This is a genomic window from Pseudomonas sp. B20(2017) (assembly GCF_002113125.1).
Lineage (GTDB): Bacteria > Pseudomonadota > Gammaproteobacteria > Pseudomonadales > Pseudomonadaceae > Aquipseudomonas.
Genome location: NZ_NEJP01000027.1, coordinates 1 through 15,173 on the forward strand (window position 1 = coordinate 1; position 15,173 = coordinate 15,173).

The following is a 15,173-nucleotide window of genomic DNA, read 5'->3' on the forward strand; positions in this document are numbered from 1 at the left end:
GTGGATGGAGAGGGGGGGGGGACGGTTCAGGGGCGGAATGAGCTGAATGAGTTTCCGTTCGTGGACTTCTTATGTTTTTTCAGAATTTTGGCTGTTCTGAATATGTATTAAAAACTGTAATTTCTATCAGGTGTGACTTTAGGTTTTTATGTCGATAATTTTTTCTGGTGGAGTGGCGGAAATTAAATCCCCCCGTTGTTTGCTTTATTTTGCTCACTGGTTTGAGGTTTATAAATCTTATGAAGAAGAAAGCGCCTATTGGCATTGGCTTTTCGGCAGTATACCTCGGGTTCGCCATCTCGATAACTGTAGTCGGGTTCGGTATTTTTCGTGAGGTCGATGCTGCTCCTTTCCAGCAGACGGATCAAGAAGCAATTGAAGCTCACTATAATGAATGTAGGAATAGATATGGGCCTCAATTAACAAGAGCTGATGCGGCTAAGCTTGATGGGAGCTGTAACCCTATGCCGGAAAAAGTCCCTGAAAAAAAACCAATTCAGTTAGACATACAGCATTTAGAGTATGACAATGCTCGGCCTTATCAATAAGCCTTCTATCATGTATTAAAAGGGGCTATGTATTAAAAGGGGGGCAGATTTATTAGTATTAAAAGGGGACAGATTTATTTGATCGCGGAAAACAATCTGTCTCCTTATTTTGTCCTTGTTGTTTAACTCCTTTGATGGTTTTTTTATGAAAATTTCAATCCTGGCTAGTTTGGGTAAGACCATTGCGCTAGAAGTTGAACCGAGCGATAGTGTCGAATGTAGAGTATTAAAAGGGGACGGATTTATTTAATCGATCCCTTTTGATGTTAGGCACTCTTCTCTGGCCGTCCTCGATCTCTTAAATGAATGCGTCTTCCGGTGATTTCCTCGATTTCGTCGACAAATCTCATGTTTCCAGTTAGTTGGCCTCGCTGTAGTGCACCCCTTATGAGTTGCAATTCATTGGTGGGTGTCGCCATCTCAACAAACGATATATAGCGTTCACGCCGTTTGGCATCCGTAGGCCCCAGCTCCATAAAGCAGGGATCTTTGTCCAGCCATGTAGATTCAGAGAAATCGCTCAGACGCAGAGCGAAACTTGACCAACGATAATCTTCTGCACGCGCCACCATCTGGGCTCGCACCGGGTTTAACTCGATGTAGCGACTGCAAGCCAATAGATAAGTGTCGGATTGAACGACGCTGGATTTGTAGCGACTTTCCCACAGTGTCCCGGTTCTCCCCTCAACCTTGTTGCGATACCGCGTCATCCGGCCGGCGAGGGCTTTCATGAGCTGTCCAAGGCTGGACGTTGACTCCCCTGGGGCGAGCAGCAAGTGGACATGGTTGGTCATCAAGCAGTAGGCATAAACTTTTATACCCAATGCTTCCTTGAGCTCGCGCAGGTCAGAGAGATAGCACTCGAAGTCCATTGGCTCGGCGAAAACGACCTGTCTGTTGTGGCCACGCTGCACGATATGGTGTGGGTAGTGCGGTAGCACGATGCGTCCCGTTCTGGGCATGGGTCTTCCTACGTCCTTGTTTTGACGTATGAAGTTTAGAAGGTGGCGAGGCTGAGGCAGGCAGGATGTGTCAGAGAATGTATCCGCGTGGGCTGAGAGGCCATTAAATAAGTCTGTGTCTGCGACCTCTTATGGTTTTTCAGAGTTTTGGTTGTTCTGAATTAGTATTAAAAACTGTTAGTTCTATCAGGTGTGGTTGTGGCTGCTTGGGCTGATACTTTGCTTGTGAGGGGCAAAAAATAAATCTGTCCCCTTTGATTGGTCCCCTTTGATTGTGGTAAAGGGAGGCAAAATAAATCTGTCCCCTTTTAATTTGTTTCTTTCGAATGATAATGAAATTTTGGAGGCTATATTATGGCAGGTGGACTGGCAGGTAAAGTAAGTGCCCTGATTGCTAATCCAGACGGAACTTACATGGGGGTAATTAAGGTAAGTGTCCCTGGCGCGGACCCTTATAGATTTTCTTCGGAAGACGTACAGTCGGGTGGTCCATTGAGGCAGGGGCAGGCCGTAATCTTTGTTGACCAAGTGAGCGGTGGTGAAAAGTTTGCTAGGCAAATACAGGGACAGTAATTTTTTTTAAAAAAACAAAGCAAAAGGGGCAGCAAAAGGGGCAGATTTATTTAATCGCCCCCTTTTGATGTTGAGTGATAGCGAAGGTGAACTTTGCCAGTGTGATTTATTCAGTCGGCACCACGTTATCCAGAACCTGATTCGCCGCCAGTTCCGCCAGCATCACGATCTGCGCGATGCCTTGCGCGGTCTTGCGGTGCGGGCCTTCGAGGAGGTCGACGAAGTTGTTGAGCATGACGTTGGCCGAGCCCAGGGTTTCGACGGCGTCGGCGAGCAGGGATTCGGTGTTGCTGGCGGGGTTGGCCTGGTAGAGGCGGTTGGGGTAGTAGGGCGTGGCCATCATGTGGGCGGATGTCGGGCCGAGGTGGTAGTCGAGGGCGCGGTTGGCAGCTTCGTGGAACCGCTTCGAATCAGGGCATTCGTAGGGGGATGCTGGGTCGGTGATGCTGGCCGGTTCGGTGACCGGGGGATTCGGAGTTATTTTGAACATTGGCTCTAACCTCTCTAAGGAGTGAGGCTGCAACCATCTCGCTGCTAAACGAATTAGGGTGGCAGCTGCGCGCAGGTTAGCAGACCGATGAGCCAAGCAATCGGCGCACCCGAAGGTGCCCTGCGCACAGCCACCATCAAGCTCAGAGATAACTGATTTGATAGAGGCTTGTACGGCTTGACTCGACGGGCTGCTAAACCCGATCACTGCGAATCAGTGACCCGATCCAAGTTACCGGCCGACCCCAAGGCGCACAAGCCGGCGGATTCTGGCGTAGCGGTAGGCTCTGGCGCAAGGATTTGTAGGCATCCGGAAGCATTCCGACATGTCTTTAAACGGCGCGACCCAAACCTGTTTATCGATCATCACACGACGAGGAGAAACCTGACGCTTTTTGCCCCAAAACCATTCGTCGCCAGCCCCGCACTCATCACGCCGACGCTCGCTCAAAAGATGCATGACCAAAACCATCAACGCCCAAGACTTGCACATCGACCTGCATCCGCTGAACGAGTCAGCCCTGTTCAAATGGCTGCTCGCCAGTTTCCTGATGGGCAAACGGATCCAGGCCGAAATTGCCGCCGAAGCCTATCGAGTGATCGTTGAACGACACCAGCGTAATACGCCGCGCAAACTCGGCAATTGCACTCACCGCGAACTGGTGCGGATGCTCGGCGAGGCGCATTACGTGCGTTACGACGAAACCACCGCCGAGCGCCTGCTCGCGCTGGCTGCCAAACTGAATGAAGAGTACGCCGGACGCGTAATGAACATGGTAGAGGCGAGCGCCGACCGCCAGGAATTCGAAAAGCGTTTGCAAGCCTTCGACGGCATCGGCCCGAAAACCGTGGAAATCTTTATGCGCGAAGCGGACAAGGTGCTGTTTTGAGTGCGTCGTCGATCTTCATTGGTTGCGCGGGTTGGAGCCTGCCCCGGCAGCACTGGCCGGCCTTTCCGGAGCAGGGCACTCATCTGCAACGTTATGCCGCGATGCTCAATGGCGTGGAAATCAACAGCTCCTTCTACCGTCCGCACAAACTGCAAACCTATGCCCGTTGGGCGGAGTCGGTTCCGGACGGATTTCGCTTCTGCGTGAAAATGCCGAAGTCGATCAGCCATGAGCGACGTCTGCGAGACTGTGAACCTGAGCTCGATGCCTTTTTCGAGCAGTGTTCGGGACTGGGTGATCGCCTGGGTTGCCTGCTGCTGCAGTTGCCGCCGTCGCTGGCGTTCGACGAAGCGCTTGCAGAGGCCTTTTTCGTCGAGTTGCGCCAGCGTTATTCCGGGGCTGTGGTGCTTGAACCGCGCCACGAATCCTGGGCCGCCGCCGAACTGATGTTAATGGCTTATCGCATCGCGCAAGCGGTGGTCGATCCCTCGCGAATCAGCGCCGATGCGGCTCCGCGCGGCTGGCCCAGCGTGCGTTACTGGCGGCTGCATGGCTCGCCGCGCATTTATTACAGCCCCTATGACTCGGCGTATCTGGAAAGGCTCGCCGGCGATTTGCAGGTAGCGGCAGTCGACGGCATCGACACTTGGTGCATTTTCGACAACACCGCCAGTGGCGCGGCACTCGGCAATGCGCTGGAATTGCGGCGGATACTGGCGCAGGGCTGACACACCGCGTCGGGACTTCCAACCGGCGAGCGTGTCTGTAAACTGGCCGCCCGAAACGGCGCGCGATGGCGCCGTCCTCACTGCCAGCGAAGGATTTTCCCATGGCCAACCAAGACATCACCTACACCCCGGATCCGGATGCAGACTCGATCTCTTCGGACGTGACCGAATTCAACGGCATCCTGATGTCGACCCAGATTCCGACCCGTGCCGACGGCAGCCTGGAACTGGGCGACGTCACCGCGCAAAGCGAATGCACGTTGCAGGCGCTGAAAGTCGCGCTGGAAAAGGCCGGCAGTTCGATGGACCGCGTGCTGCACCTGACCATTTACCTGACCGACATGGCTGATCGCGCTGCGTTCAACGAGGTTTACAAGCGCTACTTCGCCAAGCCTTGGCCGGTGCGTGCGGCGGTGGGCGTGGCGGCGCTGGCGGTTGAGGGGATGAAGGTGGAAGTGACCGCGATGGCCGCGAAGGCCTGATTCAGCCCAGCGACACTTCCCCCTGTGGGAGCGAGCTTGCTCGCGATAGCGGTGGATCAGTCAGCATCTTTATCTACTGACAGTCTGCTATCGCGAGCAAGCTCGCTCCCACAGGTTTTTGGGTGTCTGCGGGATCTGGGGCAAGCCAGCTCCCACAGGGAATGCGGTGCTAAGGGCATTGTCGGCAGCTGCCACCCGGCAGCACAGGCGTGCCGGCCACGCGTTTCGCGGCTACAATGCGCGCCTCGACCGTGACAGCCTGACTAAAAAAACATATGTCCTTGCCCAAACATCACCTGGAACTGCTCAGCCCCGCCCGTGACGTGGCCATCGCCCGCGAGGCCATCCTGCATGGCGCCGACGCGGTGTACATCGGCGGCCCGAGCTTCGGTGCGCGCCACAACGCGTGCAACGAGGTGAGCGAAATCGCCGAACTGGTGGAATTTGCCCGTCGCTATCACGCGCGCATCTTCACCACCATCAACACCATCCTGCACGACAACGAACTGGAGCCGGCGCGCAAGCTGATCCATCAGTTGTACGACGCCGGCGTCGATGCGCTGATCGTTCAGGATCTGGGCGTGATGGAGCTGGACATTCCACCCATCGAGCTGCATGCCAGCACCCAGACCGACATTCGCACTCTTGAGCGGGCCAAGTTCCTCGATCAGGCCGGTTTCTCGCAACTGGTACTGGCCCGTGAACTGAATCTCAAGGAAATCCGCGCGATCGCCGATGAAACCGATGCCGCCATCGAGTTCTTCATCCACGGCGCGTTGTGCGTGGCGTTTTCCGGTCAGTGCAATATTTCCCACGCGCAGACCGGGCGCAGTGCCAACCGTGGCGACTGCTCCCAGGCCTGCCGTCTGCCGTACACCCTGAAAGACGAAAAGGGTGGCGTGATCGCCTACGAAAAACACCTGCTGTCGATGAAGGACAACAACCAGAGCGCCAACATCCGCGCACTGGTCGAGGCCGGTGTGCGTTCGTTCAAGATCGAAGGTCGCTACAAGGACATGGGCTATGTGAAGAACATCACCGCCTATTACCGCCAGCGCCTCGACGACGTGCTCAACGACCGTCCGGACCTGGCCCGCGCCTCCAGCGGCCGCACCGCGCATTTCTTCATGCCGGACCCGGAAAAGACCTTCCACCGTGGCAGCACCGACTACTTCGTCAGCGAGCGCAAGATCGACATCGGCGCGTTCGATTCGCCGACTTTCACCGGTCTGGCGGTGGGTACGGTCGAGAAAGTCGGCAAGCGTGATATGCAGGTCATCACTCACGAGCCGCTGTCCAACGGCGACGGCCTCAACGTGCTGGTCAAGCGCGAAGTGGTGGGTTTCCGCGCCAACATCGCCGAAGCCAAGGGCGAGTTCGAGGAAGAAGGCGAGAAGCGCTATCGCTACCGCGTCGAGCCGAACGAAATGCCGGACGGCCTGTACAAGCTGCGGCCGAACCACCCGCTGAACCGCAACCTCGACCACAACTGGCAGCAGGCCTTGCTCAAGACCTCCGCTGAGCGTCGTATCGGCGTGAGCTGGCTGGCGAAGCTACGTGAAGAGCGTCTGGAACTGACCGTGACCAGCGAAGAGGGCATCAGCGCCAGCGTCGCGCTGGACGGCCCGTTCGGCGTCGCCAACAAGCCGGAACAGGCGCTGGAGACCTTGCACGATCTGCTCGGCCAGCTCGGCACCACCGAGTACCACGCGACCTCGATCAAGCTGGATGCGCCGCAAGCGTTCTTCATCCCTAACTCGCAGCTCAAGTCGTTGCGCCGTGAAGTGATCGAAGCTTTGACCGCCGCGCGCGTTGCCGCCCACCCGCGCGGTTCGCGAAAGGCCGAGACCACGCCACCGCCGGTGTACCCGGAAGCGCACCTGTCGTTCCTGGCCAACGTCTACAACCAGAAGGCCCGCGACTTCTACCACCGTCACGGCGTGAAGCTGATCGATGCGGCGTACGAGGCCCACGAAGAGGCGGGCGAAGTGCCGGTGATGATCACCAAGCACTGCCTGCGATTCTCCTTCAACCTGTGCCCGAAACAGGCCAAAGGCGTGACCGGCGTGAAAACCAAAGTCGCGCCGATGCAGCTGATTCACGGCGATGAAGTGCTGACCCTTAAGTTCGACTGCAAACCGTGCGAAATGCACGTGATCGGCAAGATGAAGGGCCACATCCTGAATCTGCCGCAGCCGGGCAGTGTGGTGGGGCATATCAGCCCTGAAGACCTGATGAAGACCATTCCTCGGGCTCCGCACTGATTCAGAGGCTGCTGTGCGATAAATAAAAAAACCGGTGACAAAAATCACCGGTTTTTTTATGTCCGCCAGAAACTCAACTGGCTTCGTAGCGCGATCCTGTTGGCGGCGCCGCTTCGCCGCTCAACGCATCGACCATCGGCGGATGTTCCTGCGCCGCTTGACGCAGATCTTCGGTCACCCGCAGCTCGGCGCCGGTCGGCGAGAAGGTCGCTGCCGCCGCAAACGGCGCGGGGTTTGCCGGCACCGGACGTTTGCCGCGACGCCAGAAGAAGAACGTCACCATGCTCAGGTTGACCAGCGCGAAGGCCCAGAACAGGCCGGTTTCGCCGTGGGCGTTCATCGCCGGCGAGATCAGCAGCGGGCTCATCGCCGAGCCCAGCGAGTTGATCAGCAGCATGCCCTGAATCATCGGCACCAGTGTTTCAACCGGCGCACGGTCGGCGGCGTGGCTGACCGCAACCGGGTACAACGCGAACACGCCGCCGCCCAGCAGGAACAGCATCGCCGCGAGCAGGGCCGAGGACAGCGGCACCAGCACGATCACCAGCGACAGCACGGTGCACGCGGCGCAGAGCACGGTCAGCACTTGCAGGCGATCCTTGCGGTCGGACCAGCGCCCGACCGGATATTGCAGGAGCATCGCGCCGAGGATCGTCCAGGCCATCATGCTGCCGACTTCGCCGACGTTCAGGCCGATGCGTTGCAGGTACAGCGGCAGCAGGGTGTAGATCGCGGCGATGGTCACGCCGGAACCGAAGCAGCCGACCAGTCCGGTGGGCGACACACCCAGTAGCGCCCGTGGCTTGAGCGGTTCGACTTGTTCCAGCAACGGCGAAACCCGCGGCAGAATCACGATCGGCAGCACCGACAAGGTCGCCAGCATGCCGGCGACCATGAACGGCGCGGTGTCGCCGAGCCCGGTGATTTTCCCCAAAAATGCCTGACCCAGAACCCCGGCGCCGTAGAGCACGATCATGTACAGCGCCAGCAGACGGCCGCGAATCTTCGCGTCACCGGCCAGCAGCAGCCAGCTCTCGATCACCAGAAACACGCCGACCGTGGCCCAGCCGTTGATCAGACGCAGGACGACCCAGCCCCAGGTGTCATAAAACAGACCTTGCAGCAGGATGGTCGCGGCGATCAGCGAAGCGAAGCTGCTGTAGGCACGGATATGGCCGATGCGCAGGATCAGCCGGTCATTGAAGATCGCGCCAAGCGTCAGGCCGGCGAAATAGGCCGAGGACACGATGCCGATCATCGTCGCCGATTCGCCGGCAGCGCCCAGGCGCAGGGTGGTCAAAGAAGACAGAAAGCCGTTGCCCAAAGCAACAATGAATAGCCCGAGCAAGGGCGCCAGCGCCATGGCCAGCAAACGCGGTGTCATAAAAACCTCAAGTGATCGAACAGCGGAACGTGCGCCTCTGCGCATGCGGGTGCCAAGCCGAAGTGTGTTGAAGACAAACGACCGCCGAACGGGCAGGGCGATTGAGCCTGGCGCACTGGGTGAAAGTGGCCGGCTGTTCAAACCTGAGGGTTGTCATGGCTGCGGGCAGGCGCCGTTTTGGCGGCTGCAAGAGGAGGCGCGATTTTAAGCTTTGTCTGGCGTTTGCCAAGATGCTGGCCCTGCGACGTTGGGACGCAGGCCGGCGGGGATTGGGTGACTGATCGTTCCCACGCAGAGCGTGGGAACGATCAAGGTCAACTGCGTGGGAACGATCTCCCCTGCGGTACTCACCGTTCGCGAGTAATTTGCTGCGGCGCCAGTTAGCATGGCGCTACAACAATGAAACCGATGGACCACACCTTGATCGAACGACGCCAATTCAGCGGTGGCATGAAGGGCAAGAACCTTCGCTACCTGAACGAGCCCGCCAGCGGGCCGGGACGCATGACCCGCACCGGGTTCGTGCTGCTGGAGCATTTTTCCCTGCCAGCCTTTACCCAGGCGCTGGACACCCTCGTCACCGCCAATCTGCTGCGCCCCGGTCTGTTTTCCACGCGCACCTTCGGCCTGAGCGACGGCGAAGTGATCAGCGATCTGGGGCTGGTAATCCGCCCGGACTCGCGTCTGGAAACGAATGTGTTGCAGGAGCTGGATCTGCTGGTGATCTGCGGCGGTTACCGCACGGAATTGAAGGCGAGTGACGAGTTCATCGGCCTGCTGAAAATGGCCGCCGAGGCCGGTGTAATACTGGCCGGGTTGTGGAACGGCGCGTGGTTCCTGGGCCGGGCAGGGGTGCTGGAAGGCTATCGCTGTGCGATTCACCCGGAGCATCGGCCGGCGCTGGCGGAGATTTCCAAGGCAACCCAGGTCAGCAGCGAACCTTATGTGATCGACCGCGACCGGCTGACCGCGTCCAGTCCGTCCGGTGCATTCCACATGGCGCTGGACTGGATCAAAGGCCTGCACGACAAGGCGCTGGTCGAAGGCATCGAAGACATTCTGGCGTTCGAGGAATCGCGTTACCGGCGGATCAAACCGACCGAGAACATCTGCGTCAGCGCGCCGCTGCGTGAAGTGGTGAAGCTGATGGACGCCAACCTTGAAGAGCCATTGGAGCTGGAACAGCTGGCGGTGTATGCCGGTCGCTCCCGGCGTCAGTTGGAGCGGCTGTTCAAGGAACAACTGGGCACCACGCCGCAGCGTTATTACATGGAACTGCGCATCACCGAGGCCCGCCGTCTGCTGCAACACACCGAACTGTCCCAGGTGGATGTGCTGGTGGCGTGCGGGTTTGTGTCGCCGAGTCATTTCAGCAAGTGCTACAGCGCCTATTTCGGTTATCGACCGTCCAAGGAAAAACGGCTCGTCAAATGACGAGCCATCTCGCGTCCCGCTTCAGAGATGATCGGCGTCGATGATCGCCTGAGCGAAGGCTTTCGGGTCTTCCTGCGGCAGGTTGTGACCGATGCCGCCATTGATCAGACGGAACTGGTATTTACCGGTGAAGCGTTTGGCGTAGTCCTCGGGTGCCGGGTGTGGCGCGCCGTTGGCATCGCCTTCCAGAGTGATGGTCGGCACGCTGATCGACGGCGCGGTGGCGAGTTTCTGTTCCAGTGCCTCGTACTGGCTTTCACCCTGCACCAGGCCCAGACGCCAGCGGTAGTTGAACACGGTGATCGCGACGTGATCCGGGTTCTGCAACGCCTTGGCACTGCGGTCGAAGGTGGCGTCGTCAAACGTCCATTTTGGCGATGCCAGTTGCCAGATCAGCTTGGCGAAGTCATGGGTGTTTTTGGCGTAGCCTGCCTCACCCCGGTCAGTGGCGAAGTAGAATTGATACCACCATTGCAGCTCGGCCTTGGGCGGCAGCGGATTCTTGCCGGCGGCCTGATTGCCGATCAGGTAACCGCTGACCGAGACCAGTGCCTTGACCCGCTCCGGCCACAGCGCCGAAACGATGTCCGCCGAACGTGCGCCCCAGTCGTAGCCGCCAAGCACGGCTTGCTTGATCTTCAGCGCATCCATGAAATCGATCACGTCACTGGCCAGTGCCGCCGGTTGGCCGTTGCGCACGGTTTTGTCGGAGAGGAACTGCGTGTCGCCATAACCCCGAGCGTACGGCATCAGCACCCGATAACCCTTGGCTGCCAGCAGCGGCGCGACGCCGTCGTAGCTGTGAATGTCGTACGGCCAGCCGTGCAGCAGAATCACCACCGGACCATTGGCCGGGCCGGTTTCGGCGTAGGCCACGTCCAGCAGGCCGGCTTTCACATGCTTGAGCGGGCCGAAGGGCAAGTCGGCTTTGACGCTGGCGGCTTCGGTCTTGATTGGCTCGGGGGCCGCGGTTTGGGCATTGGCGAACGCACCGAACTGCAGCAGCGCGGTGGCGAGAATCGACAGGCCCAGCAGGCGGCGACGGTTTTTCCCGGTAGTGACGGTGGCGTGTGGTGCGTGCTTCATGGCAAGTCTCCTTATGATCGGCGAGGGCCGGGTTCTGGCTGAACCCTTCGAATCTGGAGTCCATTAAAGGCTGTCCACGTATCTGCGCTGTTTCCGTTTTCGTCATCTGATGCCCAGGCATGTATCCGGGCGGCATTCGTACACACTGGGATACAAACCAGCGGCCAACAAAAAGCCCCGAATGTTCGGGGCTCCTGCTTGCCTTGGGTTTTCAGGCCTGAGTAACCTGCTTTGGCCCGGCCAGCGCCCAGGCGATCAGCCCGAACAGTGGCACAAAAACGATCAATACGATCCAGACGCCTTTGTTGCTGGCTTTTCCTTCACTCTTGCGCACCCTGTTGATCGCCCACAATTCGATGAGCAAAAGCACGACGGCCAGCACGATCCACGTGGTTTCAATTTGCATGAGCTACCTCCTGATGGTCTTTGGCTTAGGCGGGCCGTGACACTCAGGGTTCATTAAATTTGCTGAATGGCCTGCCTGGCTCACGTGCACAAATGTTCTAAACCCATCGGCAAAGTCGCGGTAACGTAGACGTCCTTGACGAACAACCACTGCCTTCGGAGCCTTGCGTGGACAAACGCAACTGGATCGACTTGTCTCAGGATGCCGACACCGGGATCGAGTCGATTCGTGCCCATTTCCAGGGCCATGCCTACGATCCACACTGGCATGACAGCTTTCTGGTGGGCGTCACCGAGCAGGGCGTGCAGCAGTTTCATTGCCGGCGCGTGCGCCATCTGAGTACGCCGGGCAAGATTTTCATGCTGGAACCGGGGGAGATCCACGACGGGCACGCCCCGACGGAGGAGGGCTTCACCTATTCCATGCTCTACCTCGACCCGCACTGGCTGGAGCGCGAATTGCGCGTGCTGTTCGAGCATGCGCCGGACAATAGCCAACTCGGGTTCACCGATACCCTTAGTCAGGATTCGCGCCTGTCCACGGCCATCAATCAGGCCTTCAACGCCCTGCATCAAGGCGACCTGCGCATCGTGCGCCAGACCGCCATCGACACCTTGCTTGGCTCGCTGACGTCCCACCTCGACTGGCGCAAGCGCCAGCCGTTCGATCCGCGCCTGCCATGGGTGGCCCATGTGGCGCGGGACTATCTGCATGCGCACGCCTTCGATGACATCGGGCTGGACGATGTGGCCCAGGCCTGCGGGGTTGATCGCTTTCGACTGACCCGGGCTTTCAAGGCGGCTTTCGGTTTGGCGCCGCACGCCTACCTGATTCAGTTGCGCCTGGCCCGCGCCCGACAGTTGCTGGCGCGCGGCGAAACACCCGCCACCGTCGCCAGCACCCTCGGTTTCGCCGATCAAAGCCATCTCGGGCGCTGGTTTCGCCGTGCCTATCACCTGACGCCGGCGGACTACCGCAAGCGCTGCTCAAACCTTCCAGACTGAACCCCGCGTAACCGCGACCATGGCCTCCTGTCTTGATCCGGGAGTCCTGTCATGGAATCGTTGTTACCCTTTCTGCTGTTTTCCTTCGTCGCCTCGATCACCCCGGGGCCGACCAATATTCTGGTGATGAGCCACAGCTCACGGCGCGGCATGACGGCCACGCTGCCAATCATCTTCGGCGCATGTGTGTCGGCGGCGCTGGTGGTGTTGGTGGTCGGGCTTGGGGTGGGGGAAACCTTGCTGCGCTATCCCCGTGTGCAGCAGGCCATGGCCTGGGCCGGCGTGCTCTGGTTGAGCTGGCTGGCCTGGCAAATCTTTCGCAGCACGCCGCCGTCGCTGGACTCGGCGACAGCGGCTGATGACGGCTTCAGCGTATTCGGCGCCGCCGGCCTGCAGTTGATCAATCCCAAGGTGTGGATGATGGCCGTGGCGGTCGTGAGCGTGTTTGCCGGTGGCAGCGAGGACACCGCCCGGATGGTGCTGTTGTCGCTGGCGTTTCTGCTGGTCAGTCTGCCGTGCATGACGGCGTGGGCGCTACTGGGCGTGGGCAGCGCACGGTTCTTTGGCTCGCCACAGGCATTCACGCGCATGAACGCCGGGCTGGCGTTTTTGTTGTTGCTGTCGGCTTGGTTGACGGTGCTGGTTTAGCTCGGCTCACACATCAGTCGGTAAAGAGCGCAACCCTGTCACTCTGAATAAGACCGCTGGCGGCCAGCGCTCTGAGCTGTTGCACCAACGCGCTGCGCTGGTCATTTGAGGTGACCGGGTCGAAAACCTGATACTGGCGATCGCACCAGAGATCCACCTGCCGCAGCCAGAATGTTTCAACCATGGGTTCTGCCTCCAGCCGTTTCAACAGATAGGCGATCTGCTGCCAGTTCGCCATCAAGCCCAAGATCGCCCGGCTGCGTTGCGGGGGCAGGTCATGCCATTCGCAATCCAGTTTCGCGGCGACCCCGGTATTCAGCGCGGCCCAGGGCTGCTTGTCTGATAGCGCGTAGGCGGCGAGGTACACTTTTTCCGATGGATCACTCAGCGCCCCGAGCATTTGCGGCAGATCTTCGTCGCCCAGCACGCGAATCGCAGCCTGCCGCACGGAGGGGTAGATGGAGGCCAGCGCTTCAGTCAGCCAGTGCTTCTGGAGCCCGATTTCAAGCTCGGCAGCCAGGCCCAGTACGCCAAGCCATTCGCGTTTGTGGGCGGGGAAATCCTGGCTGAGTCGCTGCGCCAGCACCTCGGATGCGTCGATCCCGTGACGTGGTGCTGCCCAACGCGCCAGGCTGCGAATCGCCGGCGAAGGATCGAGCAAAGCCAATCGCAGCAGCTGTTGTGGATCGTCAGATAAAGGAAGGAGCGCGCGCAGTATGCTGACACGAACCTTGGCTCCCGGCCGCGCCAGGGCCTCAAGCAGCAACGGCGAAGCCTGCGCTGGCGGTAGATCCTGGCAGACCGACACCGCAGCCAGCCTTACGGTCAGCTCTCGATGAGCCAGAGCGCTGCGCAGAAGTCTTTCCGGGTCGAAATCCGTTTCCAGCAGCAACGTGAACAGATAGCGCGCGGCTCTGCCTTGCCGCGTGAGAAAGTTTGCGAAGACTTCATCGCGGATTTCCGGTGATTGAAGAACAGTGCGTGCGGCGGTGTAGGTGGGGGCATGGTCAACCCGTTGCCGCGCCGCCAGCGCCATAATCGACTCCAGCGCATACAACAACGCGGGCGCTTGGGCGGGACTCAGATAGCTGTTCAGACCGGACAGCGCCAGATCGCGAATCTGTGGCACCCAATCGTTGAGCCGTTCTATCAGGGCTACAAGCGCCTGCGGGGAGCAATCGCGACTGAGTTCTCTCACGGCAACTTCCCGGACGAACCCGTTGTAGTGGGTGCTGAGTTCTATCCAGGTACCACTGCCATTGGCATTTGCGAGCAGTTCCAGCGCTTCGATGCGCCGGTGCTCCACCCATGTGGGCTCGGTCACGGGTTTGTTCCTCAGCCGGTCCAGCCAGTCCCTTGGAGATGTCACGCGTTGTTCCTTTCTGTAGTCGTCCGGGTGCAGGGTCGCCACTTTACTGATTTTTGCGGTCGCAGGAGCAATTGGCTGATGAGCGATTGGTGTGGCGTAGTGCGATTGCGACCACACGCATTTGAAATCCCCGCCATTGCCCCCCAGAATCGCGCCCCGATCCGGCCACCAGTGCCGGACGTTCAGAGTGAAAGGGGTTGCGGTTGAACGAACAGACATTGTCCATGCGCCTGGAGCAAGTGGCGGCGCATGTGCCCGTCGGTGCGCGGCTGGCCGATATCGGCTCGGATCACGGTTACCTGCCGGTGGCCCTGATGCGCCGTGGCGCGATCACGGCGGCGGTGGCGGGAGAGATGGCCGAGACGCCGTTCCGTTCGGCGCAACGTACCGTGCGCGAAAACGATCTTGAGCAGCAGATCACCGTGCGCCTGGCCAATGGTTTGATGGCCGTCGAACCGGAAGACGGGATCACGGCGATTACGATGTGTGGCATGGGCGGCGAGACCATCCGCGACATCCTCGATGCCGGCAAGGCGCGCTTGAGCGGCCGCGAACGTTTGATCCTGCAACCCAACGGCGGCGAGCAACCGCTGCGCCAATGGCTGATGGACAACGACTACCGCATCCTCGTTGAGGAAGTCCTGCGGGAGAACCGCTTCTACTACGAAATCATCGTGGCCGAGCGGGGCGGGCCGGTTTCCTATACCGCCGAGGAACTGTACTTCGGGCCGCTGCAGTTGCAGGCGCGCAGTCCGGCGTTTGTCAGCAAATGGCAGCACCGGCTGCTGCACAAGCAGCAGACGCTGGCTCATTTCGGGCGGGCACGGCATGGGGTGTGCGAGCGCAAGGTGCAGGATCTGAAGCAGCAGGTACGCTGGATTACTGACGTACTGGCGTAAAAGGTTG

15 protein-coding genes are annotated in these 15,173 nt (G+C 59.4%); 9 read left to right on the top strand and 6 right to left on the bottom strand.

Translation table 11 applies throughout. The features are described from left to right. Positions 1-239 precede the first annotated feature (239 nt). The gene (locus tag CAF63_RS28705) at positions 240-548 is read left to right on the top strand and encodes a hypothetical protein (protein WP_143492496.1); all 309 of its coding nucleotides are present in this window, start codon (positions 240-242) and stop codon (positions 546-548) included. Positions 549-814: 266 nt separating this feature from the next. Here the strand turns inward: CAF63_RS28705 and CAF63_RS27525 are convergent, their stop codons facing one another. Next, positions 815-1,510, bottom strand: coding sequence for a transposase (locus CAF63_RS27525; protein ID WP_085690518.1), 696 nt, complete (start codon positions 1,508-1,510; stop codon positions 815-817). Between the two features lie 679 nt (positions 1,511-2,189). Further along, on the bottom strand, positions 2,190-2,573 hold the full coding sequence (locus tag CAF63_RS27530; RefSeq protein WP_085690519.1) for a DUF6124 family protein: 384 nt from the start codon (positions 2,571-2,573) through the stop codon (positions 2,190-2,192). 457 nt (positions 2,574-3,030) lie between these two features. On the opposite strand from CAF63_RS27530, the gene CAF63_RS27535 reads away from it, so the two are divergent. The 4 genes from CAF63_RS27535 (at position 3,031) to CAF63_RS27550 (ending at position 6,936) form a co-directional block, all read left to right on the top strand. Continuing rightward, positions 3,031-3,462 (top strand): DNA methylase, encoded by a 432-nt coding sequence (locus CAF63_RS27535; RefSeq protein WP_085690520.1) that lies wholly within the window; start codon positions 3,031-3,033, stop codon positions 3,460-3,462. Beyond that, positions 3,459-4,190 carry a DUF72 domain-containing protein gene (locus CAF63_RS27540; protein WP_085690521.1) on the top strand — a complete coding sequence of 244 codons (732 nt, stop codon included), beginning with the start codon at positions 3,459-3,461 and terminating at the stop codon, positions 4,188-4,190. Before CAF63_RS27535 ends, CAF63_RS27540 begins: the two co-directional genes overlap by 4 nt. Positions 4,191-4,291: 101 nt before the next feature. After that, on the top strand, positions 4,292-4,672 hold the full coding sequence (locus CAF63_RS27545) for a RidA family protein (protein ID WP_007955413.1): 381 nt from the start codon (positions 4,292-4,294) through the stop codon (positions 4,670-4,672). Between the two features lie 275 nt (positions 4,673-4,947). Continuing rightward, positions 4,948-6,936: a U32 family peptidase gene (locus CAF63_RS27550; protein ID WP_085690522.1), complete on the top strand. Its 1,989-nt coding sequence runs from the start codon at positions 4,948-4,950 to the stop codon at positions 6,934-6,936. Positions 6,937-7,009: 73 nt separating this feature from the next. Here the strand turns inward: CAF63_RS27550 and CAF63_RS27555 are convergent, their stop codons facing one another. Further along, positions 7,010-8,320, bottom strand: coding sequence for an MFS transporter (locus CAF63_RS27555; protein WP_085690523.1), 1,311 nt, complete (start codon positions 8,318-8,320; stop codon positions 7,010-7,012). Positions 8,321-8,728: 408 nt separating this feature from the next. On the opposite strand from CAF63_RS27555, the gene CAF63_RS27560 reads away from it, so the two are divergent. Continuing rightward, positions 8,729-9,754 carry a GlxA family transcriptional regulator gene (locus tag CAF63_RS27560; protein ID WP_085690577.1) on the top strand — a complete coding sequence of 342 codons (1,026 nt, stop codon included), beginning with the start codon at positions 8,729-8,731 and terminating at the stop codon, positions 9,752-9,754. A 21-nt stretch (positions 9,755-9,775) separates the two neighbouring features. Here the strand turns inward: CAF63_RS27560 and CAF63_RS27565 are convergent, their stop codons facing one another. Together CAF63_RS27565 and CAF63_RS27570 are read right to left on the bottom strand one after the other, a co-directional pair. Then, entirely contained in the window at positions 9,776-10,840 is a 1,065-nt protein-coding gene (locus CAF63_RS27565) for an alpha/beta fold hydrolase (protein ID WP_085690524.1), read from the bottom strand. Positions 10,841-11,051: 211 nt separating this feature from the next. After that, a complete protein-coding gene (locus CAF63_RS27570) occupies positions 11,052-11,246 on the bottom strand; it encodes a PLDc N-terminal domain-containing protein (protein WP_039773123.1) in 195 nt (64 codons plus the stop codon). Positions 11,247-11,413: 167 nt separating this feature from the next. On the opposite strand from CAF63_RS27570, the gene CAF63_RS27575 reads away from it, so the two are divergent. Continuing rightward, complete coding sequence (locus tag CAF63_RS27575; protein ID WP_085690525.1) at positions 11,414-12,250, top strand: AraC family transcriptional regulator; 837 nt, start codon at positions 11,414-11,416, stop codon at positions 12,248-12,250. 51 nt (positions 12,251-12,301) lie between these two features. Further along, positions 12,302-12,898, top strand: coding sequence for a LysE family translocator (locus tag CAF63_RS27580; protein WP_085690526.1), 597 nt, complete (start codon positions 12,302-12,304; stop codon positions 12,896-12,898). Positions 12,899-12,911: 13 nt separating this feature from the next. Here CAF63_RS27580 and CAF63_RS27585 read toward each other — a convergent pair whose 3' ends face one another. Continuing rightward, a complete protein-coding gene (locus CAF63_RS27585; protein WP_256574554.1) occupies positions 12,912-14,486 on the bottom strand; it encodes a PBS lyase in 1,575 nt (524 codons plus the stop codon). Here CAF63_RS27585 and CAF63_RS27590 point away from each other — a divergent pair. Continuing rightward, positions 14,471-15,166: a tRNA (adenine(22)-N(1))-methyltransferase TrmK gene (locus tag CAF63_RS27590; RefSeq protein WP_085690528.1), complete on the top strand. Its 696-nt coding sequence runs from the start codon at positions 14,471-14,473 to the stop codon at positions 15,164-15,166. The genes CAF63_RS27585 and CAF63_RS27590 overlap by 16 nt on opposite strands. Positions 15,167-15,173: the final 7 nt, after the last annotated feature.